The 24,701-nt window shown below is 60.4% G+C and carries 23 protein-coding genes and 3 pseudogenes; 7 read left to right on the top strand and 19 right to left on the bottom strand.

Features of this window, described 5'->3' with window-relative positions; genetic code table 11:
- Position 1: 1 nt before the first annotated feature.
- From DW49_RS0119065 to nac, 6 genes are all read right to left on the bottom strand, one after another.
- Positions 2-409 carry an acetyl-CoA carboxylase biotin carboxyl carrier protein gene (locus DW49_RS0119065; RefSeq protein ID WP_005618187.1) on the bottom strand — a complete coding sequence of 136 codons (408 nt, stop codon included), beginning with the start codon at positions 407-409 and terminating at the stop codon, positions 2-4.
- Positions 409-1,380 (bottom strand): 5-oxoprolinase subunit C family protein, encoded by a 972-nt coding sequence (locus DW49_RS0119060; protein ID WP_024420750.1) that lies wholly within the window; start codon positions 1,378-1,380, stop codon positions 409-411. Before DW49_RS0119060 ends, DW49_RS0119065 begins: the two co-directional genes overlap by 1 nt.
- The gene (gene pxpB, locus DW49_RS0119055; protein WP_005618191.1) at positions 1,377-2,048 is read right to left on the bottom strand and encodes a 5-oxoprolinase subunit PxpB; all 672 of its coding nucleotides are present in this window, start codon (positions 2,046-2,048) and stop codon (positions 1,377-1,379) included. The genes DW49_RS0119060 and pxpB overlap by 4 nt, the downstream gene beginning before the upstream one ends.
- Positions 2,045-3,397, bottom strand: a complete 1,353-nt coding sequence (gene accC, locus DW49_RS0119050; RefSeq protein WP_005618192.1) for an acetyl-CoA carboxylase biotin carboxylase subunit — start codon at positions 3,395-3,397, stop codon at positions 2,045-2,047. The genes pxpB and accC overlap by 4 nt, the downstream gene beginning before the upstream one ends.
- Positions 3,398-3,437: 40 nt before the next feature.
- A complete protein-coding gene (locus DW49_RS0119045) occupies positions 3,438-3,878 on the bottom strand; it encodes an acetyl-CoA carboxylase biotin carboxyl carrier protein (RefSeq protein ID WP_005618193.1) in 441 nt (146 codons plus the stop codon).
- 119 nt (positions 3,879-3,997) lie between these two features.
- Entirely contained in the window at positions 3,998-4,906 is a 909-nt protein-coding gene (gene nac / locus DW49_RS0119040) for a nitrogen assimilation transcriptional regulator NAC (RefSeq protein ID WP_005618196.1), read from the bottom strand.
- Between the two features lie 287 nt (positions 4,907-5,193).
- Here nac and DW49_RS0119035 point away from each other — a divergent pair, with 287 nt between their 5' ends.
- The 4 genes from DW49_RS0119035 (at position 5,194) to DW49_RS0119020 (ending at position 9,973) form a co-directional block, all read left to right on the top strand.
- The gene (locus DW49_RS0119035; protein ID WP_024420774.1) at positions 5,194-6,402 is read left to right on the top strand and encodes an aspartate transaminase; all 1,209 of its coding nucleotides are present in this window, start codon (positions 5,194-5,196) and stop codon (positions 6,400-6,402) included.
- On the top strand, positions 6,374-7,972 hold the full coding sequence (locus tag DW49_RS0119030; RefSeq protein WP_024421362.1) for an MFS transporter: 1,599 nt from the start codon (positions 6,374-6,376) through the stop codon (positions 7,970-7,972). Before DW49_RS0119035 ends, DW49_RS0119030 begins: the two co-directional genes overlap by 29 nt.
- A 72-nt stretch (positions 7,973-8,044) precedes the next feature.
- Entirely contained in the window at positions 8,045-9,376 is a 1,332-nt protein-coding gene (locus DW49_RS0119025; protein WP_005618202.1) for an OprD family porin, read from the top strand.
- A gap of 126 nt (positions 9,377-9,502) precedes the next feature.
- Entirely contained in the window at positions 9,503-9,973 is a 471-nt protein-coding gene (locus tag DW49_RS0119020) for a hypothetical protein (RefSeq protein ID WP_005618206.1), read from the top strand.
- Positions 9,974-10,072: 99 nt separating this feature from the next.
- Here DW49_RS0119020 and DW49_RS0119015 read toward each other — a convergent pair whose 3' ends face one another.
- The 3 genes and pseudogenes from DW49_RS0119015 to DW49_RS0119005 form a co-directional block, all read right to left on the bottom strand.
- Entirely contained in the window at positions 10,073-10,381 is a 309-nt protein-coding gene (locus DW49_RS0119015; protein ID WP_005618209.1) for a putative quinol monooxygenase, read from the bottom strand.
- Between the two features lie 26 nt (positions 10,382-10,407).
- On the bottom strand, positions 10,408-11,592 hold the full coding sequence (locus tag DW49_RS0119010) for an L-dopachrome tautomerase-related protein (protein ID WP_024420776.1): 1,185 nt from the start codon (positions 11,590-11,592) through the stop codon (positions 10,408-10,410).
- Between the two features lie 240 nt (positions 11,593-11,832).
- A pseudogene (locus DW49_RS0119005) lies at positions 11,833-12,729 on the bottom strand (aldo/keto reductase); the annotation flags it as partial.
- A gap of 106 nt (positions 12,730-12,835) precedes the next feature.
- Here DW49_RS0119005 and DW49_RS0119000 point away from each other — a divergent pair.
- Positions 12,836-13,417 carry a TetR/AcrR family transcriptional regulator gene (locus tag DW49_RS0119000; RefSeq protein WP_005618218.1) on the top strand — a complete coding sequence of 194 codons (582 nt, stop codon included), beginning with the start codon at positions 12,836-12,838 and terminating at the stop codon, positions 13,415-13,417.
- A gap of 5 nt (positions 13,418-13,422) precedes the next feature.
- On the opposite strand, the pseudogene DW49_RS01000000128590 reads toward DW49_RS0119000, so the two are convergent.
- From DW49_RS01000000128590 to DW49_RS0118985, 3 genes and pseudogenes are all read right to left on the bottom strand, one after another.
- Positions 13,423-14,384, bottom strand: a pseudogene (locus DW49_RS01000000128590) (5-oxoprolinase subunit C family protein).
- Complete coding sequence (locus tag DW49_RS0118990) at positions 14,381-15,253, bottom strand: 5-oxoprolinase subunit B family protein (RefSeq protein WP_005618220.1); 873 nt, start codon at positions 15,251-15,253, stop codon at positions 14,381-14,383. The pseudogene DW49_RS01000000128590 and the gene DW49_RS0118990 overlap by 4 nt, the downstream one beginning before the upstream one ends.
- An 88-nt stretch (positions 15,254-15,341) precedes the next feature.
- Positions 15,342-16,097 (bottom strand): 5-oxoprolinase subunit PxpA, encoded by a 756-nt coding sequence (locus DW49_RS0118985; protein WP_005618223.1) that lies wholly within the window; start codon positions 16,095-16,097, stop codon positions 15,342-15,344.
- Between the two features lie 124 nt (positions 16,098-16,221).
- Here DW49_RS0118985 and DW49_RS0118980 point away from each other — a divergent pair, with 124 nt between their 5' ends.
- Positions 16,222-17,139, top strand: a complete 918-nt coding sequence (locus DW49_RS0118980; RefSeq protein WP_005618224.1) for a LysR family transcriptional regulator — start codon at positions 16,222-16,224, stop codon at positions 17,137-17,139.
- 5 nt (positions 17,140-17,144) lie between these two features.
- Here the strand turns inward: DW49_RS0118980 and DW49_RS0118975 are convergent, their stop codons facing one another.
- From DW49_RS0118975 to DW49_RS01000000128585, 3 genes and pseudogenes are all read right to left on the bottom strand, one after another.
- Positions 17,145-17,606, bottom strand: coding sequence for a hypothetical protein (locus DW49_RS0118975; protein WP_003379602.1), 462 nt, complete (start codon positions 17,604-17,606; stop codon positions 17,145-17,147).
- Positions 17,603-18,919: an AAA family ATPase gene (locus DW49_RS0118970; RefSeq protein ID WP_005618229.1), complete on the bottom strand. Its 1,317-nt coding sequence runs from the start codon at positions 18,917-18,919 to the stop codon at positions 17,603-17,605. Before DW49_RS0118970 ends, DW49_RS0118975 begins: the two co-directional genes overlap by 4 nt.
- A 155-nt stretch (positions 18,920-19,074) precedes the next feature.
- Positions 19,075-19,885 (bottom strand): annotated as a pseudogene (locus DW49_RS01000000128585) (LysR substrate-binding domain-containing protein).
- Between the two features lie 156 nt (positions 19,886-20,041).
- Between DW49_RS01000000128585 and DW49_RS0118960 the strand changes: the two are divergent.
- Positions 20,042-20,446: a RidA family protein gene (locus tag DW49_RS0118960; RefSeq protein ID WP_005618235.1), complete on the top strand. Its 405-nt coding sequence runs from the start codon at positions 20,042-20,044 to the stop codon at positions 20,444-20,446.
- A gap of 19 nt (positions 20,447-20,465) precedes the next feature.
- Here DW49_RS0118960 and DW49_RS0118955 read toward each other — a convergent pair whose 3' ends face one another.
- From DW49_RS0118955 to DW49_RS0118940, 4 genes are all read right to left on the bottom strand, one after another.
- Positions 20,466-20,810, bottom strand: coding sequence for a hypothetical protein (locus DW49_RS0118955; RefSeq protein WP_005618237.1), 345 nt, complete (start codon positions 20,808-20,810; stop codon positions 20,466-20,468).
- Between the two features lie 131 nt (positions 20,811-20,941).
- Positions 20,942-22,216 carry a thiolase family protein gene (locus DW49_RS0118950; RefSeq protein ID WP_024420778.1) on the bottom strand — a complete coding sequence of 425 codons (1,275 nt, stop codon included), beginning with the start codon at positions 22,214-22,216 and terminating at the stop codon, positions 20,942-20,944.
- On the bottom strand, positions 22,213-24,099 hold the full coding sequence (locus DW49_RS0118945) for a feruloyl-CoA synthase (protein WP_005618239.1): 1,887 nt from the start codon (positions 24,097-24,099) through the stop codon (positions 22,213-22,215). The genes DW49_RS0118950 and DW49_RS0118945 overlap by 4 nt, the downstream gene beginning before the upstream one ends.
- A gap of 154 nt (positions 24,100-24,253) precedes the next feature.
- Positions 24,254-24,701: aldehyde dehydrogenase family protein (locus DW49_RS0118940; protein ID WP_024421361.1), on the bottom strand; the 448-nt coding region annotated here is incomplete at its 5' end.

The raw sequence follows: 24,701 nt of genomic DNA, 5'->3' as shown, positions 1-24,701 counted from the left end.
GTCATTCCTCCAGTTCAATCAGCGGCTGGCCATAACCGACCCGTTCGTGCTCGGCAGCCAGAAAACGCACTACGCGTCCCGCCTGGCTGCTGCGCACCGGCAGATAAAGCCGACCAATGCGCAACAGGCCCAGCAATTGCCCGGCTGCAACGCTATCGCCGGGCTTCACGTAACTGTTTTTTTCATCAGGGTGGCTCGATACGAATATGCCGGGGTTGTCGGCCGCTATCACACAGGCAGCGGCTTGCGGCTGTTCGGCTGCGGTCTGCACGTCAGGTGGCGAAGCATGGGGATAAGCAGGTGCGCCGCGCCGGATCAACAACTCGAACCCTGGCCGTTTCAGTTCAAGAACCGTGAGCCCTGCGTCACGAATCCAGCCTGCCAGCTGGCGAATTTCATTGATGTTCATCAGCGGTGTCCTTGCAGGCCGCGCAGCGCAAGCAAGCGCCGGGCGTCTTCGATGAAGGCATGATTGGTGTCCAGCGCCTCGACGGCCTCCTCGTAGCTGCATTGCACGAAACGCACCTTACTGCCGATGGGAGCCTGACCGAGACGCCACAGGTCGGCTTCGATGACCGTGGCAAACTTGGGGTAGCCACCGCTGGGCTGCGCATCACGCATTTGCACAATCGGCTGGCCGCCGTGCGGCACCTGAATCACGCCGGGCACGATGCCGTGAGAGCGGATTTCCAGCGCTTCGCGCGCCAGCAGCGGCGTGCCTTCCATGCGGTAACCGTATCGATTGCTCTGCGTGGTGATTTTCCATTCGCCGGCAAAAAATGTGTCATGAGCCTCGACACTGAAACAGTCGAATTCGGCAGCGGGCAGTACCCGTACGGCGGGCAGCCCATCCAGCATCAACGGCAATGCCGCTACGGCTGACTCCAGGCCAAAATCACCGGCGCGCTGTTGATTCGCGGCGCCTGCAGGGATCACGTCACCCTGCTGCAAGGCACGGCCCTGCCAGCCGCCAAATGCGCCGCGCAATTGCGTGCTGCGCGAACCCAGCACCTGCGGTACATCCACACCACCGGCCAGGCACAGGTAGGCGCGACTGCCTGTGGTCGGGTAACTGAGCTTCAGCACTTGTCCTTTACGGGCCTGGGCAACCCAGTTGCCCGGCAGCCGCTCGCCATCCAGCTTTGCAGCACAGGCAGCGCCGGTGATTGCAAAGGTGCAGTCTTCGACAAAGCGCACTTCAAACGGGAACAGCGGTATTTCAATGCCTGCCGCGTCTTCGGCATTACCCAGTAACAGGTTGCCCAGACGCAGCGACAGCGTGTCCATCGCCCCCGAGGTGCCGACGCCGTAGCCCAGGCTGCCGTGGCGGCCCAGATCCTGAACGGTGGCCAGCGCGGTGGCGCTGATGACTTCGATCATCGAATGATCCTCTCGATGCGCAAGCGCAGTTGATCGCCGGGTTGCAACAGCGCCGGGGGATGCTGATCAGCATCAAAAAACACCATTTCCGTGTGCCCTATCGTGTTCCAGCCACTGGGGCCTGCCGAGGCAGAAATACCGGTCTGCACGCCGCCGATGGACACCGATCCGGCACCGATGTCGAGCACCGGCACCTTGCGCCTCGGCGTCGCCAGACGCAGGTCCATGCCGCCCAGGTAGCAATAACCGGGGTGGCTGCCCAAGGCGTACACCGGGTAAAGTGGCTCGCAGTGCAGGTTGGCAATGGTTTCGATGTCCAGCCCGGTGTGCGCGATGACATCGGCCATGTGCGGGCCGCCGTCGCCGCCGTACACCACCGGCAATTCGATGATCCGGCCCTGCAACGGTAACGGCTGGCAGTGCTCCCAGGCTTCCATCAGGAGGGTTTTCAGGCCACTCAAGTCCCGTGGCGGCGTATCGAAGGTCAGCATCAGGTTGTTCATGCCCGGCACCGCTTCGCGCACCTGGGGCCAGTTCTTGCTCAGGTCCGCCAAGGCCCAGATGCGTTGCTGCGGGGCCAGATCCAGTTCGCCGGGGGCTTCAAACAGTAAGGCAGTGGTCCCCAGCAGGGTAATCCGCGGGGTGTTCGGCAACGGCAAGACGGTCATGGCTCGCTCCTTGTCTGCAACCAACGCTCCAGATGGTGAATGTCCATACCGCCCTTGCAGAACACCGGGTCCTGCAGAATCTCGCGGTGCAGCGCGATGTTGGTGGAGATCCCTTCGACGTGCATTTCGCTCAGCGCCAGACGCATGCGCGCCAGTGCCTCGTCGCGACTGGCACCGTGGGTGATGACTTTGGCCACCATCGAGTCGTAATAAGGTGGGACCCGGTAACCGTGGCTGACATGCGAATCGACACGTACGCCAAAGCCACCGGGGACCTGCCAGCGAGTGATCTGCCCCGGCGTCGGCATGAAGCTGCGCGGGTCTTCGGCGTTGATCCGGCATTCCAGCGAATGGCCCGATACGCTGATGTCGGCCTGGCTGAAACTCAGGCGCTCGCCCATCGCCATGCGAATCTGCTGCTGGACGATGTCGATGCCGGAGGTCATTTCCGTGACCGGATGCTCGACCTGCAGGCGGGTGTTCATCTCGATGAAATAGAACTCATCGTTTTCAAACAGGAATTCAAACGTACCCACGCCCTGATAGCCGATCTGGCGACAGGCTTGTGCGCAGCGCTCGCCAACCCGGTTCATCAGCGCCGCATCAATCCCCGGTGCCGGGGCCTCTTCAAGCACCTTCTGGTGGCGGCGCTGCATCGAGCAATCCCGCGAACCGAGCCAGACAGCATTGCCATAGGCGTCACACAGCACCTGAATTTCGACGTGCCGCGGCTGGCCAAGAAACTTCTCGATATACAGCTCGGGATTACCGAATGCCCGGCGCGCTTCTTCACCGGTTAGCGCGATGGCATCGAGCAACTGCTGTTCTTCGTGAACCACGCGCATACCCCGTCCACCGCCGCCGCCAGCGGCCTTGACGATGACCGGATAGCCGATGTCGCGGGCAATCGCCAGAATACCTTGCGGATCGGCAGGCATGCTGGTGTCCGGGCCGGGCACGCAAGGCACACCTGCTTCACGCATGGCGCGCTTGGCCGCAACCTTGTCGCCCATCACGCGAATACAGGCGGCGCTGGGGCCGATGAAGGTCAGGCCAGCCTGCTCGATACGCTCGGCGAACGCGGCGTTTTCAGACAGAAACCCGTAACCGGGATGGATCGCCTGAGCGCCGGTCAATTCGGCCGCGTAAAGCACAGCGGCCTGATTCAGGTAACTCTGCCCCGGCGCAGCAGGCCCGATGCACAGCGCTTCGTCGGCCTGTTGCACATAACTGGCGTCCCGATCGGCCTCGGAATAGACCGCCACGGTCTGCAGGCCCAGCCCTTTGCAGGCGCGCAGTATGCGCAGGGCGATTTCACCGCGATTGGCGATCAATACTTTATCGAGCATCAAAAAACCCTCTAGAACCCCGGATGACAACACACGCCTTTCAGCCCAGGGTGAACAGCGCCTGACCGGCCTGAACTTCTTCGCCGTTGGCAACCAGAATGTCTGTCACGACACCCGCGACTTCAGCCTTGACCGGGTGAAACATCTTCATCGCCTCGACCACCGCCAGGGTCTGGCCGGGTTCGACACGGGTGCCGACTTCAACGAACGGTGGCTGGTCCGGTGCCGGGGTCAGGTGCAAGACCCCGTAAAGCGACGCGCAGGCTTGCCCGGTTTGCGGCGCGGCGCCGGTCTGTGGGGCGGGTGTAGCGTCCGTTGCCGCGCGTTTTGCCGGCGTCGAAGTGAAGGGGGTGACGGGGCTTGAGACCTGAACGTGCTCACGCAGCAAACGCAACTGCGCATCCCCTTCACACAGGCTGAGTTCGCTCAGGTCCGATTCAGCCATCAGGTCGATAAGTGCTTTGATACGTTCTGGCTTCATGCAACGGCCCTTGCCTGACAAAAGAAGTGTGGCTGAGGGCAATGTAACGAGCTCGCTTTTTGACCGCCAAGACGGTTTGACTGTGGGGTGATAAGCGGCCCTTATGACGTTTCAAGTCATTACGTACGGCGATTGCCGCGCATTTCTGCGACCAGCTCCAGCAGGATCGCTTTGACCGCCTGTGCCGGGACCGACAACGGCAAGTGGCCTGACAGGCATAGGGCCAGAGGCGCTTCGATCTCGGGTTCGACGATTCGGCTGAGGTTGACCGCATGCGTGTCGGCCAGCACCCGCGCAGCGGATTCGGGGAGGATCGTCGAGCCGAAACGATCGGCCACAGCGGCGGCAAGGGTTGTCGATGACTCGATTTCTGCCACCACCCGGGCGCTGCGTTCGATGCGCAAGAACGCCTCGTCGACCAGGCGGCGGATGGTGTTGTAGGTGCGCGGCAACAGCAAATCGATGTCGGCAAGCTCGGCCAGCGGTATTTCCTCGCAACCCTGGCGGGCCTGGTCAGCGCTGACCAGGTACAACTGTTCGCGCATCAGGGGCACAAAACTCAGGCCATGTACCTCGCGCCCGCCATAAAGCACTGCCATGTCCATGCGCCCGTTCATGATCAGTTCGCTGAGGGTAGTGCCGAAGTTTTCATTGAGGTACAGCAGAATGCCCGGATGACGCTCGCGCACCCGTTTGAGCAATGGCAACGACAGCGTCGAAGCAGCCGTGCCAGGCGCCAGCCCCACCGACACCGGCCCCGACAGTGCGAGGCCACTGGCGTTGACGTCGCTCTGCGCCTGCTCGCATTGACGCAGGATGACCTGAGCATGCCCATACAGCACTTTGCCCGCTTCGGTCGGGGTAACGCCGCGCTTGGTGCGGATCAATAACTGTTGTTGCAACTCGGCCTCCAGCGTCACCAATTGCTGGCTCAACGCAGGCTGCGCGATGTGCAGCACATCGGCGGCCTGAGTCAGGCTGCCGATATCGACTATTTTCAAAAAGTACTTCAAGCGGCGAAGATTCAAGTGCTGCACTCCCGGGTCAAGACTGCGATGCCAGAGCAAGACGCAGGCCAGCTCGCTAAAAAAGTACTGCCAGCCTCGTCATAAGCATTGCCTATGTCAGTTCAGCCTCCCTGCCTGCGCTTTACCCGAATGCCCCCGCAGGCATTGATAGCCTCGTTTTGGTGCAGGCGCGGTTCATCTGCGGTCATAAGCGCTGCCTATCAACCCAGAACAAACTCGTCTTATGGCCTGCCCCACGCAGGCTCGTAACGTAGTCCTCGTCAACGCCATCAACGAGGAATGCCAACGTGACCGCATCTCGCATCGCTGCCCGCGTGCTCCGCATCAAACCATCGCCAAGCAGCGCTGCTGCCGATCGGGCCAATGAACTGCGGCGCGCCGGCAAGTCGATCATCAACCTGGTGGTCGGCGAGCCCGACTTCGACACCCCTGCACACATTCGCCAGGCAGCCTGTGCGGCCATCGAAAACGGTGAAACCCGCTACACGCTCAATGCCGGGACTGCAACGCTGCGCGAGGCGATTGCCGCCAAGCTTCAGCGTGAAAACGGCCTGACCTATGCGCCGGGCCAAATCGTGGTCACCAGCGGTGCCAAGGCGGCGATCTTCAACGCCTTCGCCGCAACCCTGGGCGTTGACGACGAAGTGCTGATTCCCGCGCCGTACTGGGTGTCGTACCCGGACATGGTGCTGGCCTGCGACGGTCGCCCGGTAACTCTGGCGTGCCCTGAAGAAAACCAGTTCAAGCTCACCGCCGAACAACTGCGTGAAGCGATCACTCCGCGCACCCGCTGGCTGCTGCTCAACTCGCCGAGCAACCCGACCGGCGCAACCTACAGCGCCGCCGAGTGGCGGGCGTTGGCGGACGTGCTGCTCGACTACCCGGACGTGCTGGTCATGACCGATGACATCTACGAGCACATTCGCTATGACGATACCCCGCTCAGCCACCTGCTGACGATAGAGCCAGCGCTGCGCGAGCGCGTGCTGATCATCAATGGTGTGTCGAAAACCTACGCCATGACCGGCTGGCGCATCGGCTACGCCGCAGGCCCCAGCGACATCATCAGTGCGATGGCCACCCTGCAATCGCAATCCACCAGCAACGCCTGCTCGGTCAGTCAGGCCGCAGCCGTGGCTGCGCTCAATGGCGACCAGTCGTTTGTCGGCGAGAGCGTCAAGGTCTACAAGCAGCGTCGCGACCGCTGTCTGGAGCTGATCAACGCCATTGACGGCCTGAGCTGCATAAAGCCAGAAGGTGCGTTTTACCTGTACGTCAATTGCGCCGCTCTGATCGGCAAAACCACCCCGTCAGGGGCGGCGCTGCACGCCGATACCGACGTGGTTCTGTACCTGCTGGAGAGTCAGGGCGTGGCCGTCGTGGCGGGCACTGCGTATGGGCTGGCACCGTTTTTCCGGATGTCCACGGCAACCGCCATCGAAACCCTGGAAAGCGGCTGCGCGCGCATTGCGACTGCTGCCGCTGCGTTGCGCTGAGCATCTCGACATGACAACGCCGAGCCCCCCCGCACTGACCTTCAGACAAGCCTTGTTGGCCATGCTCGGCATTTCGCTGGTGTTGATGCTTTCGGCGCTCGACCAGACGGTGATCGGTAACGCCCTGCCCAGCATTGTCTCGGAGTTCGACGGCTTTGAGTTGTATGCCTGGGTCGCCACCGGCTACCTGCTGGCCTCCATCGTGACCATTCCGATCTTTGGTCGGCTGGGCGATTTTTACGGGCGAAAACCGTTCGTGCTGGCCGCCACCGTGATTTTCATGCTGGCCTCGCTGCTCTGCGCGCTGGCCGACAGCATGTTGGCGCTGGTCATAGGCCGGGCGTTGCAGGGGGTCGGCGGCGGGATGCTGATCGGAACGGCGTTTGCCTGTGTGCCGGAATTATTCCCCGACACTCGCCAGCGGCTGCGCTGGCAGGTGTTGCTGAGTGCCATGTTCAGCGTGGTCAATGCCATCGGCCCGGGCCTGGGCGGTTATCTGGCCGGTGAGTTCGGCTGGCGCTCGGTGTTCTGGCTGAACCTGCCGCTGGGCGTGATCGCGCTGTTTTTCGCCTGGCGCTTTCTGCCCTGGTATCGCCCGCAAACAGCCGGTGCGATCAGGCTCGACTGGATCGGCGCGGTGTTGATCGTCCTGAGCCTGGGCAGCCTGCAATTGTTCGTTGAATGGCTCGGCCAGCGCGCTCTGGCGATCAGCCTGCTGTGCGGCGCGATCAGCGTTATCGCCATGACCGGCCTATGGTTCAGGGAGCGCCGCTGCACATTTGCCTTGCTGCCCGCCGGGCTGTTTGCCAATCGCAGTATCCGCCTGCTGTTCATCATGTCGCTGCTGGCAGGCGCAATCATGTTCACGCTGCTGTTCTACCTGCCGCTGCTGTTGCAGGGCAGTTATGGCTACTCGCCGCAGGACGCAGGTCTGTTGCTCACGCCGCTGGCCCTGAGTATCACCCTGGGCGCCATCGTCAACAGCCGCATCGTCACACGTCTGGCAAACCCCAATTGGCTGCCGATTGGCGGGTTCATCGCCTTGTCGGTCGCCTGCATTGCCTTGGCGCTGGTCGGGCTGCTGGCTGGCTTCGCGACCTTGCTGGGGCTGATTCTGCTGGCGGGTCTGGGCCTTGGGTTCATTTTGCTCAACCTCACGGTGTTCACCCAGACGCTCGCCGAGCGGCAGTTTCTCGGTATCGCCACAGCGCTCACCCAATCGTTGCGGCTGGTGGGCGGCTTGCTGGGCACCGCGGCAATGGGCGTGCTGGTCAAGTTGCTGTACATCGCCAACCTGCAACGTGCACTCACCGCGGCTGGCCAGATGCAGGCAATGCAGCGCCTGGCGGATCCACAGACCCTGCTGCAGCACTCGCCTGCGGATGTCGACGCCACGTTGCTGCTGGCTCGCACCGCCCTCGCCCAGGCAGTCGGCACCGGGCTGATGATCTGCGCAGCCCTGGGCGTACTCGCACTGGTGGTTCTTTACCGTTTACCTCGCGTCACGCTGTACCAAGCGCCTCGCACTGCGATACCTGCAACGGAATCAGCCAAAAAACACGCTTCTTAAAACAACAAGAAACCTGACTGCCGCCCGACCCTGCCTCTCACAACACTTAATGACAGCATGAGGATGAACCCGATGGAGCGTTTCAATCGCGCCACCCCTTTCGTTGCGGGCTTTTGTGGCCTGCTGATCGCGCAGCAGAGCTACGGCGAAGGTTTTCTGGAAGACAGCAAGGCCAGCATTCTGGCGCGCAATTTCTTCAGCAACGCAGACAATCGCAGCGGTGCTGCTGCCCCTAACTACACGCAGGAGTGGGGCCAAGGCTTCATGCTCAATTACCAGTCCGGCTACACGCCCGGCACGGTAGGTTTGGGCATTGATGCGCTGGGCCAGTTGGGCATCCGTCTGGACTCGGGCAAAGGACGCCACTACAACCCGCAAAGTACCGCGTTCAATGGCAACATCTTCCCGACGGACAGCGACGGCCGCGCGGTCGATGAGTTCAGCAGCATGGGCGCGACGCTCAAGGCGCGCGTCTCGCAGACCGAGTTGAAGTACGGCACGCTGGTGCCGATGCTGCCGGTGGTAATGTCCACCGACCGCATGCTGCAACAGACCTTTCGCGGCGGCCAGGTTCAGTCGAAAGACTTGAAAGACTTTATCTTCACCGCAGGCCAGTTGGAACACGTCATGGGTCGGGGTTCGACCAACCAGATGGGCATGTCGATCCCCGGCGCCAACAACCCGCTGACCGGCGAGTTCGTCAACAAGTTTTACTACGCAGGCGTCGATTACAAACCGGTCAAAGACCTGACCTTGCAGTATTACTACGGCAACCTGGAAAACTTCTACAAACAGAACTTTCTCGGCCTGAAATACGACATGCAACTTGGCCCCGGTACTTTGCGCACCGACCTGCGCCACTTCGACAACCGCTCGGACGGCGCGAATGGCCACGATCCAGCGTTCTACACGGTGGGTTATTACGGCAACGGCGTGACCAAGGGTGAAGTCGACAGCCGTCTGTCCAGCGCTCAGTTCACTTACCTCATCGACGGCCATACCTTTGCTGCGGGTTATCAGGCAGTCACCGGCGACAGCGACGCGGTCTGGCTGAATCAGGGCGATGGATCAACCGCTTACTTCATGACCGAATCGATGATCGGCAAATTCCAGCGCGCCGGGGAACGCACCTGGCAAGTCCGTTATGGCTATGACTTCGCCAGACTCGGCGTACCCGGCCTGAACTTCCTGGCCATGTACGAAAGCGGCTCGAACATCCAGACCTCCGACGGCGACAAGAAGGAATGGGAACGCAACGTGACCCTGAGCTACGTCTTGCAATCGGGCCCGGCGAAAAACCTCAGCATCGCACTGCGTCACGCACAACTTCGCACCGAGTTCGCCAGCCAGCGTGATGCCGATGAGCACCGGATCATTGTCAGCTATCCGATCAATATTTTTTAGAACCCGGGTGGGTGGCAGATACAGGGTGTATCTGCTGCCTGAGGGTTGGTTGACGGCGTGCACAAGCGCTCGTGCTGGTCACACTTTCGTTATAACCTCTGCACCCTGCAGAGGAAGCAAAAAACGATGGATAAAACAATCCTGGAAGACCCCCCTGACCCTAACCGCCCCTATGGCTTACTGGTCGTTGAAACCGATCCTGGCGAGTCTGAATTCACCGGTGGCCCTGCTACGCCATTAAAAGCAACTCATCCGCAATTCAATGACACTCCGGCAGACCTTTACCCGGTAATGGAAACCCAGACGGGCATGCCTTTCAGCTCGTTCTACCGAAGCAGGTACATCGGCTTTGCGTCCATCGCCGTTGTGGTTATCGGCATCGGTGTCGCAATTTATTTTCTGAGCCTGAAGAGTGACTGGTTTCAGGTGCAAAAAGCGCTGGCGCTCTTCGCGCTGTGGTTCGCCAACCTGATCTCGACAGTGCTCAATGCGGTCTACTGGTTTATACGCAGAGGCCCGAAGTGGCTGGCAGTACTGCTCGGCGTTCAGCTGATAATGGTGGTGGCCGGGGCAGCGCCCGCCTTGCTCAGTGACTGATAACGATACCTGTCCAGTCAGAGAGGGTGCCCATCATGAGCTCGAGCGTGTTTGGGGTATGCGGATAAGGGCTCGAACGTGTCGAGCCCTTTATCCAGATCAGCCAGACACCTGATCCAGAAATATCAGCCTTGGTGCTTCTGCAAACCACTCGCCACTTGCAGCTGCAAACCGCTGGTAGTGTGGCGTGGCAACGTGCGCGTCCAGTGCTGCCTGATCCTTGAAGCATTCACGCATGTAGAACGTACCGTGCTCATCGCGCACCTCGAACAGCGTGTATTCGATATTGCCCGGCTCCGAACGGGTGGGTTCCACCAGTGCCAACAATGCTTCTTTCAATGCCGACTCGTTGCCTGGGCTGGCTTTCAGCACTGCGATCAACGCCAATGGCTTTGCAGGTGTATTCATTATCAATGCTCCGGTATCAAGTTCGATCAATGAGTGGGGGCTGGCGCCGTTGCGACTTTCACGCGCAACAAGCTGTACGGTTTTTTACGTTGGTCATGGCCCGAATTGAAACCGGCCTGACGGTGTAACTGGTTGACGATGAAATACAGGTAGCCGTCCGGACCGATCGACAAGGTATCAGGCCACAACATGCGCGGGTCGTGAGCGACTGTCTGCCAGACCCCGTTCGGCAAGCGTTTGCGAATCGCATTGTGCTCGTAATCACCTGCATACACAGCACCGTCTGCATCAGCCTCAAGACCATCGGAAGCACCCTTTTCACCCAGGTCCTGAACAGCGGCTGCCAGTTGCTGCTCATTCACTGCGCTGTCGTTCAACAGCTCGGTGGCGACGGAATACAGGTGGCGGCTGGACAGTGGCGAGAAATACAGCGTTTTGCCATCTGCCGACAGCGCAATGCCATCTGCGGCCACGTGGACCGGTTTGCGCGTTCCGTCCGGGCCATCACCCAACACGGGCACGCCTTCGACAACAGGCACGAAAGCGGGATCAGCAGAGGTTGCCCTAGCCCCGCTCAAGCGCCGCACGGCGTGGCCGCTGGCAATGTCCATGACAATAATTGCACCCGGCCCGCTCACCGATGAGTCAGTAACGTAGACAGTCCCCTGCGACCCTTTGCGAAAGTCGAAGCGCATGTCGTTGACGTAAGTGCTCGGCAAGATGACGTTGTCCGGAAATACCAGCCGCTTGACGATTTTATTGGTGGCCAGGTCTACCGCCACCAGCTTGGCACCTTGAGGACGAGGTGCCGCAAACTCCGGTGCCGCAGTGTCCAGAAGCCAGACGCGCCCTTTGCCGTCGGCAACCACACTCTGCACGCTGATCAGGCCATCGCCGGGGTCTTTCGGGTTTTCATGATTGACCGCCAGATCCGGGTAGGCAACCACCTTGCCATCGCGAACCTCGCCCACCGTAAACGGCACCTTGTCACCCCAGCGAGGGAAATTGACGAAGATTCGCCCGGTTTCAGTCACTGTCACGCCGGTAGGCATTGCGTCATAAAAAGCATGAACCTGTTCAAGCTTGCCGACGGGTTTGTCGGCTGGGGCGCCTGCTGGCAACTCGACGGCGGTCATGCCATACGCCAGGGAGGTTGTAAGAGTAGCGGCGGACATGATGGCAAGTGCTGTGCAAATTGATTTTCGATGCATGGTGCTCTCCTGATGAGTCGGCCGGGGCTGCCCATCGGTATTCAGTAGTACGGGCTGTGTGCACGGCAGGTGATGATGTTCATCACCCTGCGAGGCTCAAGGACGATGGATAGACAAGACTGCGAGCATTTTGGTCTTTCTCATGACAAAGAAAAACGCGGGGAATACGCTAACACTTTCAACGCAGGGGCGAAGATCCGAACGGTGTCCGGACATGCATCTCGCCCCCGGAACGGCAACTCAGGCAAACGCCCTTGCGCGAGCCCCGTCCAGCCAATCAGCGGCCGACCTGGACGCAGCAGTCGAATCCAGACTACTGACGGCGTCGAGCCGTTGGATCTGCTCGTCGGTCAGCGTCAGTGCCAAGGCCCGGAGGTTGTCGGCAATCTGCTCCTGCGAGCGAGGCCCGATAATCGGGATGGCCCCATGTGTACCGGCCCAGGCAATCGCCACCTGACTTGCACTGACCCCACGCTCGGCAGCGATCTCAAGCACGGTATCGAGGATCAATGTGCGTTGCGCGGAGTTTTCCGGCTGGAAAACCTTGCCGCCAAACCCTTCGGCACGGCCTTTCTCGCCCTGTCGGTACTTGCCGGTCAGCATGCCGCCGCCCAGAGGCGACCAGGTAACGATGCCGAGGCCAAGCGCGTAAGAGGCTTGAAAAAGATCAGCCTCGGGCTCACGGTGCACCAGGCTGTGCTCGAACTGCGCGGCTGCAATCGGTAAGGTGCGGCTGATCTCGGCCAGTGTCACTGCGCGAGCGAGCCGCCAGGCCGGGAAATTGGACAGGCCCGCGTAAAGCATTTTCCCGGCCCGCGCCAGGTCTTCCAGACCTCTGAGAATTTCTTCAATGGGCGTGACAGCATCAGGATGATGCGCCCAGTAGAGGTCGATACGGTCCGTCTTCAAACGCTTGAGGCTTGCCTCCACCGAACTCACCATGGCTTTGCGGCTGTTGCCGGTGGTTAATCGGCCAGGGTTGGCCGAGGCACCGTTGGTGAACTTGGTCGCGAGCACAAAATCGTCGCGCCGGCCTTGCAGCAAGGCGCCGAGCAGCTCTTCGGACTGACCGAACTGATAGATGTCCGCTGTATCGATGAAATTGCCCCCCGCTTCGGCATACGCGTTGAACGCAGCCATATGATTATGACCAGCATCTTAACTGTCAACTCCTTTAATGATGGTCAACATCAATGGTATATTTGCGCTCTGTCGAATGGAGCAGACAAAAGAGGCAATTCACATGAGAGTCACCAAGGCGCAGGCGCAGGCGAACCGGGCACACATCGTCGAGACGGCATCCATCCAGTTTCGTGAACACGGCTACGACGGTGTCGGAGTGGCAGACTTGATGGCGGCTGCAGGCTTTACCCACGGCGGGTTCTACAAGCACTTCGGGTCAAAGTCTGACCTTATGGCCGAGTCGGCGGCCTGCTCTATCTCGAAGACGGTGGAGCAATCGAAGGACATTGATCCTGCGCAGTTCATCGAGTACTACTTGTCCCGAGAGCACCGCGACAATCCCGGCACCGGCTGCACGATGGCCGCACTCAGCGCCGATGCGGCCCGTCAGTCAGACTCTGTCAAAGCGACATTTGCCAACGGCATCGAAAGCCTGCTGGCCGCTTCCGTGGCCGCAGGAGCACACACTGATGATCAAAAGCAGCAACAGGCACGGGCAAATACCATCGACATGTTTGCCCATGCCTTAGGTGCGGTGTTGCTGTCGCGCAGTTGCCCGGACGACTCACCATTGGCAGATGAAATACTCGAGGTGTGCTGGGCGAAAATGCAGGCACAACTCAAGCCCGCGCAGACTGCCTGACTGCCTCAGGAAGGAAACAACTTGCTCAAACACGCCAGTTTCTTCTTGTACGACTTGCGCGCTGCCAGCGCATCTTCCAGCGTGACCGCCACAAACCGGGCTTTCTGGTTGGGCTGCATCTGGCCGATCAGATCAAGGTCGGCGCTGATCACGGTGCCGATCATGGCGTAGCCTCCACCAGACACCGCGTCGCGGTGCAACACGATGGGTTCAAGTCCCGCCGGAACCTGAATCGAACCGATCGGGTAGCAGCTGTCGACGATATTCGATGGATCGGAACCTGCCCCGAATGGTTGTTCCCGTGGCTGAAAAGTCAGCGCCCTGCCGCCCTTGAAGCGATAACCGATGCGGTCGGCTTCCGAGCCTACCGTCCACGACTCGGAAAAGAAGCTGGTGGCCGCAAACTCGGTCAGGCGCTCGTAATAAAGGCCGGGAACGACGCGCAGGTAGACTTCGCCGCCCAGCGACTGGCGCAATGCCATTGGCAGGCTGGCCCCGGCACGCCCCTTGCCGCTGGGTACGCCTATCGGCAACAGGTCATCAACCGCCAGCCTGCGCCCCTGAAAACCGCCGAGTGCGCCCAGCGTGTAGGTCGAACGGCTGCCCAGCACCAGCGGCACATCAATGCCGCCCGCGACGGCCAGGTAAGTGCGTGCGCCATCCTTGGGAAAATCAAAGCGCAACACCTGCCCGGCTTTTACCGCAAACGCGGTGTCATGGTGCATGTCCACGCCGTCATGTGCGCGCCGCAGACGGCCACCAAGGTGTCGGATTGAAATTCCAGCTCAGGCCCCAGCAACGTGCATTCCAGGCCGGCAGCGCCGGGCGGATTGCCGACCAGTTGATTGGCGGCGCTGAGTGCGTACTGGTCCAGCGCACCCGAAGGCGGGATGCCCAGGTGGTAATAGCCTTCACGGCCGAGGTCCTGTACCGAGGTGGCCAGACCGGGTTTGAGTACCTTGATCATGCCAGCGCCTCCTGCAGCGACTTGGGATAGCCGACAGGATCGGCCAGAAAGGCGTCGAGGGAAAACTCGACCGGTCGAATCAGCAGATCAAAGCGTCCCGCTTCTACCTCGATCACGGCCAGATCGTAGGTTTCACGATCCACCGGTTTGAACTGCACAATGTCGCCCGGCCTGAAAAAAACCATGTGCTCTTTCAGGTACGCCAACCCCTGCTGCGGGTCGTAGATCGGGGCCGGGGTGACCCCGAACATCTGGTAACCACCCGCCCCGCGCACCGAGTAGATGCAACCAAAGCACCCGCCATGACCCAGCGTGAGCTTTGGCGTATCGGTGCGCGGGCGCAGGTATTTGGGCACTTGCAACTGCCGCTCGCGCTCGACCATCTGGAACATGAACGGCAGCCCGGCAACGAAGCCGACCATTGACACAAACCACGGCGCACCACTGTGCGCAGCGATGAACGCATCGACATCGGCCAGATTGTTGATACGCGCAGCGTATTCCAGATCCGTCGAGCCCGGGTCCTGGTGCCGGTCGCGAAAGCGCATCAGGGTTTCATGGGTCCAGGGGTCGTTGTAGAGCACCGGGATCTCGATGATGCGGGTCTGCAACGTACGCTCGGCGACCGCACCGGCCTCGGCCTCGCGAACGGCGTCGAGCAGCGCATGAGGCGCGATACGGTCCGGGTCAAAACGAATCTGGAACGAGGCGTTGGCCAGGCACACGTCGAGCACACCGTCCAGCGCCAGGCGCTCGACTGCACGGGTCACCGCCAGCCCCTTGAAAAAGGCTTCCAGCGACATGCTGTCACTGACCTCGGCAAACAGGTGCTCATCAGCGCCAAAGCTGTAGCGAATCGAATCGGCCATGTCTGTTCCTTTTGAAATCGTTGTAGAAAGGCAGGCAAAGATCGTTACGGCGGCTCAGGGTGTCTTAGCCCCCGATGCCGCGTGCTGGCTAACGTGGCGTGCGCACTTCTATTCCCGCATCATCCAGCGCTTGGCGGGTCGCCTGCGCAAGGGCCAGCGCGCCCGGTGTGTCGCTGTGCAGGCAGATGGAATCGAACTCGATGGCCAGATCGTCACCTTCGACCGTACGCACCAGCCCCTGCTGGCAGGCGCGTACCACGCGCGCGGCCACTTCAGCCGGGTCGTGGGCGCGTACGTTGCGGGTAAAGACGATAGAACCGCTGAGGTCGTAAGCGCGATCGGCGTAAAACTCGCGCACCACAGGCTGACCCAGTTCCTGAGCCACGTTGCAGATCACCGAGCCAGGCATGCAGTAAAGCAGCAAATCAGGCTCCAGACGCTGAAGGTTTTCCACCAACAACCGGGCAGCCTCTTCGTCACGGGCCAGGTGCATATACAAGGCTCCGTGGGGTTTGAAGTGCTGCAAGGCCACGCCCTGAACACGGGCTAGCTCGCGCAGTGCACCCAACTGGTAAAGCATGTCGTCGACCAGTTCCTGAGCGGGCGCGTTGATATGCCGGCGACCAAAGCCCACCAGATCACGGAACCCCGGATGCGCGCCAATAGCGACGCCCAGACGTTTGGCCTGTTCAATGGTGCGACGCATGGTGCCTGGGTCGCCTGCGTGAAAGCCGGTGGCGATATTGGCAGAACTGATGAAAGCCATCAGCTCGGTATCAACGCCGTCGCCGATGGTCCATGCGCCGAAGCTTTCACCCATGTCCGAGTTGAAATCTATCTGCATGGTTTTTGCTCCGGGGCTATCTGAGTGGATGCAACCACGGTAGATTCCCTTTGACCCCTTGGGTAGATCTATTAACAGATACGCTGTCTTCTGAAAAACAGATACCTCACCGATTGGAGTGCCTATGTCCCTGACCTTGCGCCAGGTCCGCTATTTCGTTGCAACCGCCGAGATCAGGCAGATCTCGCAGGCCGCGATCCACCTCAATATTTCCCAATCGGCAATCACCACGGCGATCAAGGAACTGGAGAGCATGCTCGGCACGCTGTTGTTTCAGCGCTCGGCGCAGGGCATGAATCTGACCGAGGCCGGCAGGCACTTTCTCAATCGTGCCTACGTAATCCTGCGCAGTGTCGATGATGCAATGAACAGCCCGCTGCCGGACATTCGTGCCAGCGGCGTCTTGCGCCTGGCTGCCAGCTATACCGTCATCGGTTACTTTCTGCCGCATCATCTGCAAAGGCTTGAGCACTGGCACCCGGACGTGGCCATCGAGGTTCACGAGCAGGAACGGCAATCCATCGAGCAGGGCCTGCTGGAGGGTCGCTTCGACATGGCGGTGGTGCTGACCGCCAACATCACGCACCCGGATATCGTCTCGGAAACACTGTTCAATTCAGAGCGCCGTTTATGGCTGTCCAGCCACCATCCGCTCTGCCAGCGCGCTTCTGTCAGCCTCGCCGACGTGGCACGGGAGCCCTACATTCTGCTGACCGTCGATGAAGCCGAGCAAAGTGCGATGCGCTACTGGGAACTGGCCGGACAACACCCCAACGTTCGCGTGCGCACCAGCTCGGTGGAGGCGGTGCGCAGCATGGTTGCCAACGGCAGCGGCGTGGCGATCCTCTCGGACCTGGTGCACCGACCGTGGTCGCTGGAAGGCAAGCGCATAGAAACCCTCACCGTCACCGACAAGGTCACGCCAATGAGCGTCGGCCTGGCCTGGCACCGCGAGCGCGAGCCAACCCCGGCGATGCAGGCGTTTCGTAACTACTTTCACGATGCGTTTCTGGCGCCGCAGCAGCTGTCGGCGCGGCGTTGAGGGCATTACAACCGAGGCGGCTGGTCGAATGCGCTGAGATGGACATCTTCAGACCAGATATAAACCCGTCTCGATGGGTTCAGAGAACAGAGTCGTCGCCAGTCATGAATGATGGAAAGATCGCCAAGCCCACTGCCGCGCATTGCATGCTCTGGAAATTCGAGCAGCCAGGCACTCATTTCATCTTCCTGCAGGAAGCTGATGGCTTTGAACGGGGAACGCCCTTTCAATGCAGCCTGTACTTGCCCGACAAAATGCTGTGCACACTTGCGTCGAGCGCGTCCATCTCCATTCTGTCCAATATGATTGCCGGTTTCGAGTATTGTAGCCATCGGCAAAAACAGCGACTCTCCGGCGAGTATCCGTTGTTCTAACTGATGAAGGGTTTCAATGTGCTGCTGAGCCTTCACGGGCACATTGAGAATCTCGACGAAGATAGAAGTATCAATCAAGCAGACGGCTGTCATTCTGCTCCTCCATCTGTGCTTTGGCGCAGTTCAGCCAACCAGTCCAGTGCGTGTGCCTTGCGCTCGTCCTCAGTAGTATCGTCCTTTAAGAAACGATCCAGGACCCGCCGTGTCATGAGTTGCCCCAGCGGGCCCTGAGCGACCAGCTCCGGGTAGCGATCCAGGTCTCCCAAACGCACCAGACGGCTATCGCCGTGTTCAGGATCGCGATAGCAGGCAACCACATCAGCCAGCGCACTATCAGGCAATACATCCATCAAAGCCGGGTTGTGTGATGTCAGCAGGACTCGCAGCTTTCTCTCGGCAGCAGTAGCCCGGAGTTGCCTTACAAGAGTTTCCGCCCGACTGGGATGGACGCCATTGTCGATCTCTTCGATGACCACCAGCGCTCCCTCGGGAGCAGTCAGAAGCGTTGCGCCGACGGCTAGAACGCGAAGGGTCCCATCAGAAAGCAGCGGTGCGTCCACGGTTCTGCTTTTATGTCCAAAGGACTCCACCAACCTCACCATGACATCGTTGCGGTCAGTCTTGATAAACTCGATGTCGGTGATGTCTTGCTCGGGCAATGACTTTATAAACGCGAGCAGCCTGGCTTTCTGCTCCGGTACCTGGGAGATCCGATAGAGCACAGCAGACAGGTTACTGCCGTCCTCTTTGATGAGGTCGTCCTTCACATAGGCATAGTCACGCATCATTGCTGGACGCGGATCAAGAAACACCACATTGCGCAAGGTTTCGCGTATAGCCTTCGTCACCGCAGGAATAACGCGCTGTGAATCATTATGGCCCGACTCGAATCGACCTGGCGTTTCGAGCTGATAGAAAATGGCCTGCCGGTTCGAACAAGGAATATGAGGCTTGTTTTTCCCCCGTTTGAAGTTGTTGTAGGCCACCCTGATCTCGTCGGTATGAGCATTGGCGAGACCGTCGACCTGATACAAAGGGACCGCTTCGCCCGGTTTCACGACGCTCTCCGCTGTGACAACCAACTGGTCGGCTACCAGGCCAATCGAGATTTCAAAATGGCCCCACCCCTGCGGCATGCCCTCAAACCGGCCTCCAAGACTGAAACTCGTCAGAGGATCGCGCAGCAAATCATTTGCCTGCCCACGGACAACCGCATCGCCACTCTGAATTGATCGCGTGATGTCTTCAAGACGGCTGCCTTTTGCCAGCCAGTTGAGCAAGCGGATAGCCTCAAGCACATTACTTTTGCCCGAGGCGTTGGCACCGATCAAAAAGGTCATGGCCGCCAGCGGAAGGCTTGCACTTTCGTAACTTTTGAAGTTTTTAAGCTCAATCGAAATCAACATGTTTCTGAAGCTCGCATAAGCGTCATTAATTCATTCTCCATGCCATGGATGTTACCCAAGTGCGCAGAATTTGCAGTGCCTTGAGCTTTCATACTCTGATCCGGAATTTAACACTTTTCCTGACGCAGCAAGTCGCCAAAGCGGCTGAATAAGGGTCACCGCTTGAAGTCAAGCCTGCCACGCTCGCCGACCGGCGCATGCTCGGCCATCAGTTCAATCACCCAGTCGATAAACACGCGCACCTTGATGCTGACATGCCGGTTCGGCGGGAAGGCTACGTACATCGGCATGCTGTCGAGTTGCCAGTCCTGGAACAGCGGGACCAGGTCACCCCGCGCCAGATAAGGCCGGGCCATGTAATCGGGCAGCCAGAGAATGCCCATTCCAGCGAGGCCTGCGGCGATGTAGGCATTGCCATCATCGACCGTCAGCGTGTAGCGGCCCTGAACGCGAACCTGTTCACCATCTCGGTGCATCGCATAGGGCAGCGCCTTGCCGGTTCGCGCCCATAAATAGCCGACGATGCGGTGCGACGAGTTTTCCAGATCGAGGGGATGGGCAGGCGTGCCCATCCCCTGCAGATAACCGGGCGCGACGTAAACGCCCAGTTGCAGATCGCCCACATGCCGCGCCATCAGTGACTGATCGGTGATCTCGCCCCCGCGCACGACGCAGTCCACGTTTTCGCCGATCAGGTCGACGATACGGTCACTGACACCCATGTCAATCTGGATGTCCGGGTAGCGAGCATGAAAGGCGGGCATGGCGGGCACCAGCAGCATGCTGGCCAGCGGGCTGGGCACGTCCACGCGCAATCGGCCTCTGGGCAGGGATGCGGCGCTCGACAGGCTGGTCTCGGCGTCGTCCATGTCCGCCAACAGCCGCACTACCCGTTCGTAGTAAACCGCGCCGACTGCCGGTTTCCACCACTCGGGCAAACGCCTGCATCGCGTCAAATCGGTCCATGTCTGCCCTGCCTGTCGAGTCTCGATTGCTCATTGGATTGTTTGGCTTTGCCAAACAGTGCTGATCAAGGTTGCTCGTTTATCGGCTTGACGCAAGCCCCTACAGTGGCTCCAGCGCCTATTTACGGTCAATCAGACCTCTTGATGGAGACACCCCATGACACAGCGTGACGTCGTATTTCCCGCAGGCCGTCAGGCACTTTATGAGCGCAACCGTTATTCGCCGGCGATTCGTGCCGATGGCTTTTTATTTGTTTCCGGACAAGTCGGCAGTCGCGAAGATGGCTCGCCTGAACCCGACCTCGAAAAGCAGGTGCGCCTCGCGTTCAACAACCTGAACGCGATTCTGCGCGCAGCAGGCTGCACGTTCGACGATGTGATCGACGTGACGGTGTTCATTGTCGATCCCGAAACGAAGTTCGAGCGGATATGGAGTGTGTTTCCGGAATTCTGGGGCAGCGCGCCACACCCGACCCTGACCGGCGTGGGCGTTACCTGGCTTTACGGCTTCGATTTCGAGATCAAGGTCATTGCCAGGTTGCCGCAAACGCCCGCGCAATAGTTACGCCGACGCCAGGCATTCAGCGACTGCGGATCGGTACGACGCAGTCGTTTGTGTCGAACGCCAGCGGCGCTTCGAATTGCTGGAAGAACTGCCCGGACACGACATGATCGAGAAACTGCGCCTGGTCTTCAGTCACCAGGCGAATCGGGGAGTAACCATCAGTATCGGGCACGGCAAACAGGCGGGCCTTGCGTTCATGCGCCACCGCGATGAACGCCCTCTTCTCTTCATCGGTCATGGCCGAAAAGTGTTCGGACAGATTCTCCAGCGAGCGCACCGCCAGGTCCTGGTCGAGCTGATCGTCATCCGTGAACATCAAATGCCAGACGAAATCGAAAGAAAGCTCAGCGAGGGCACGCATAGACGGGGTTCCATAGTGTTCAGAGACGCGAGATTCACTGTTCGGCGCGGTTCGGTCAAGCGCTAACGGATGACCTACGTCATGTGCAGCGTTTAAATTGCGTGAATATCGCTCGCGGATAACAAATTCTGCTACCGATTGTTTATCGCAGAGTGATTAAACAATCCATTTAAGCCGATAAAAGCCGGATTCTCGATCAACAGCGCCATGCCCTGCCCGCCGCCCACGCAGGCGGCGGCAATGCCGTAACGCAGGTTTTTTTCGCGCAGTTGCCGGGCCAGGGTCATGACCAGACGCAGCCCGGTGGCGGCCAGCGGGTGACCGATGCCCAGCGAGCCGCCCTGGCAGTTGAGTCGGTCGCAGTCCAGTTCCAGTGTCTGCGCCACGGCGAGCACCTGCGCGGCCTGCGCTTCGTTGATTTCCAGCCGGCCAATGTCACTCTGCGCCAGCCCGCTGCGCTGCAATAACAACTGGATGGCGGGCGTCGGGCCAATGCCCATGAACTCCGGAGCGACGCCGATCACTGCACTGGCCAGCAGGTGCGCCAATACTGGTGTATTTGACTGTGAAGCACGCCCCACCAGTGCCGCCGCGGCACCGTCAACCACTGCACAACTATTGCCTGCCGTCTGCACGCCATCGGCATGGATGGCGCGCAGCCGCGACAACGCAGCCATAGTGGTCGTGCGTGGGTGGCTGTCCTGTGTGACCGCCTCGACCCGTCGCGGCAGCTCGATGCCACGCGGCTGATAGCCCGCCAGCTCGAAGTGCTCGTTGGTGACCGCAACGATTTCTGCAGACCACCTGCCAAAGGCTTGGGACTCCAGCGCGCGCTGATGGCTGAGCAACGCATAGCCATCCACGGCTTCGCGGCTCAACCCGTAACGTCTCGCCAGGTTGTCCGCCGTGGCGATCATGTCCACAGCGGGTGCCGGGTCATAAAGGGCCTCCCAGAGAAAGTCCTTGAACTGCACGGTGCCGCCCAGCGGAAAGCCGTCGCGATGAGTGTAGGCGGCAATCGGGTTGCGGGACATGGACTCCGCCGCGACACACAGCGCCATCTGCCCGCCATCCCCCACCTGCAGGGCGGCCTGACGCAACAGTTCGAAACCTGTGGCGCAAATCCGCTGCACACCCAACGCCGGCACGCTTTGCGCCACGCCGCTGTACAGACCGATGTGCCGGGGCAGCAAGTAGGCGTCGAAACTGGCCTGCGCCATCGAACCTGCCAGCACGCTGTCGATCTGCTGCGGGTCAATCGCCGCACGGGCCACCACCTCGCGACCGACCTTGATGCCCAGATCAATGGGCGAAACCTGCGCCAGCGCGCCGCCCAGATCGACCCACGGCGTACGCACCGCCTCGACAATCGCCACGTCGCTGAACGCCGAATACTGCCCGCTCACGCTGGCGACCCGGCACTGAGCCTTGAAGGGTCCTGATCGCGATACAGGGCTTCGACTTTCGTGGCGCGCCACTGCAACACCGCACGCTGGTTGATCGAGCCCTTGTCAGCGATTTCGCCGCGATCGATTGAGGCTGGTTCATCCAGCAGCGCGATCCACTCCAGGCGGCTGGCGTTGCCACCGGCCCCTTCATTCAAACGTGCCAGCCAGTCGGCAAACCACTGGCGTACCGGCGTGCTGGCCAATACTTCGACATCGCTCGCCTGTGCACCCAGCCCAGCCAGTTGTCGGCACTCGTGCAGACGGGGAAACACCAGCGCCCCCAGGCACTCGCGATCCGGTGCGGTGATGACCACATCCTGAACATACGGCGAGCCTTCCAGCACCGCACGATTGCGCATCGGCCCGACGCTGACGAACACACCGGACGACAGTTTGAAATCCTCGGCCAGACGCCCGTCGAACATCAGGCCCAGTTCCGGTGACGAAGGGTCTGCCAGCTTGATCGCATCACCGGAACAGTAAAAGCCGTTCTCGTCGAACACCTCGGCGGTCTGCTGCGGCGAGCGCCAGTAGCCAGGCATGATGTGCGGGCCGCGAAAGCGCCCTTCCAGCTTGCCGTCCACCGGCACCAGACACACCTCGCACCCCGGTGCGGGCAGGCCGATGTAACCGGCCATCGACAGCGGCCCGGTGGTAAAGGTGCAGGACGGTGCGGCCTCGGTCATGCCCAGCCCGGCCATCATGCGAATGCGCTCGCCACAGTGCTGCTCGGCCACCCGGTCGAGGCGGTCCCAGATACTTTGCGACAAACCGGCAGCGGCGAAGAAGAACAGTTTCATGCGCGAGAAGAATCGCTCGCGCAGCTCGGCGTCCTGCTCCAGCGCGTTGACCAGCTCTTCCCAGCCTTTGGGCACGGTCAGGTACGCCGTCGGCGAGATTTCCTTGAGGTTGCGCAAGGTTTCGGCAAAGCCCTGAACGGTCGGTTTGCCGTTGTCGAGATAGAACGTGCCGCCGTTGTAGAGCACGATACCGAGGTTATGACTGCCGCCGAAGGTGTGATTCCACGGCAGCCAGTCCACCAGCACCGGCGGCTCTTCGCCGAACACCGGGAAGGTTTGCAGCAGCATCTGTTGATTGGCACACAGCATGCGCTGAGTGGTCACCACTGCCTTGGGCAGTTTGGTCGAGCCCGAGGTGAAGAGAAACTTGGCAATGCTGTCCGGGCCGCTGGCCATGAACGCGGCATCGGCTTCGCTGCCACCCGGCTGTTCAAGCAAGCTGGCAAAACTCAGTTGACGCCTGCCATCGAGTTGCCCGCGCACCGTGATGACCGGTGTATCAGCCGCAATGACTGCATCGATGGCGCGCTGAAAAGGCGCGGCATCGCTGACAAACACCAGGCCTGGCCGCAATACCTCACAGACATGCCTCAATTTGGCGAAGTCCTGTGACATGACCGAGTAAGCCGGTGACACCGGGCAATAAGGAATACCGGCGTACATGGCGCCCAAAGCGATCTGCAAATGCTCGATGTCGTTACCCGACAGCAGCGCCAGTGGCCGCTCTGCCGAAAGCCCGTACGCCAGCAGGCTCTGGGCAATGGCGCGAACGTCGGTAAGCATGTCGGCGTAACTGACCTTGCGCCAGCCACCACGGCTGTCACGGGCGGCAATAAAGGTTTGTTGCGCACGCAGGCTGGCCCAGTGCACCAGCCGGTCGAGCAACCGATCGGGCAACGGCGCCAGCGGTTCCAGGGCACGCATGTGCAAAATGCCGTGCTCCTCGCGAACCTCGATGGGCGGATGGCCGATGGAAACCTGACGGTAGCGCGGCGAACCGGCTTCACTCTGCTGCGTTGATGATCTGATATCGGAACTCACGTGCGTTCTCTCCATCAAGGGACGCTCGCACCAGACGGCGTGCAGCCGTTTGGCCTTGCGTAGCAGCACCGGGCTGCAGCCTTGTTATTGTTATACCTGACTCACTGACGGCACAGTCTTTTGCAACAAACCGTTGCCATCAGCACGAGAGGATTCAGATCGGGTAATGCCGTGGCCCGTTTTGCAACGTCACCCAACGCAACTGGGTGAAGTGTTCAATGGACGCCTTGCCACCGAAACTGCCGTAGCCACTGGACTTGACCCCGCCGAAGGGCATTTGCGCCTCATCGTGCACAGTTGGCCCGTTGATGTGGCAGATGCCGGACTCGACACGTTGTGCCAATGCCAGAGCCCTGCCGGTGTCGCGGCTGAAAATCGCCGCCGACAGGCCGAATTCCGAATCGTTGGCCAGCGCCAGCAATGCTTCGTCACCTTCGCCGCGAATCACCACGGCCACCGGGCCGAACGACTCTTCGCGGTACAGGCGCATCCGGTCAGTCACGCCGTCGAGCAACGTCGGTTGCAGAATGCTGCCCTGCAACTGCCCGCCAATCACCAGCGTCGCGCCCAGGTTCACGGCATCGTCAACCTGATGCCCGATG

Source organism: Pseudomonas avellanae BPIC 631, from assembly GCF_000444135.1.
GTDB lineage: Bacteria > Pseudomonadota > Gammaproteobacteria > Pseudomonadales > Pseudomonadaceae > Aquipseudomonas > Aquipseudomonas avellanae.
Note: the sequence above shows the minus strand (reverse complement) of the source record. Positions and strands in the feature narration are given on the sequence as shown.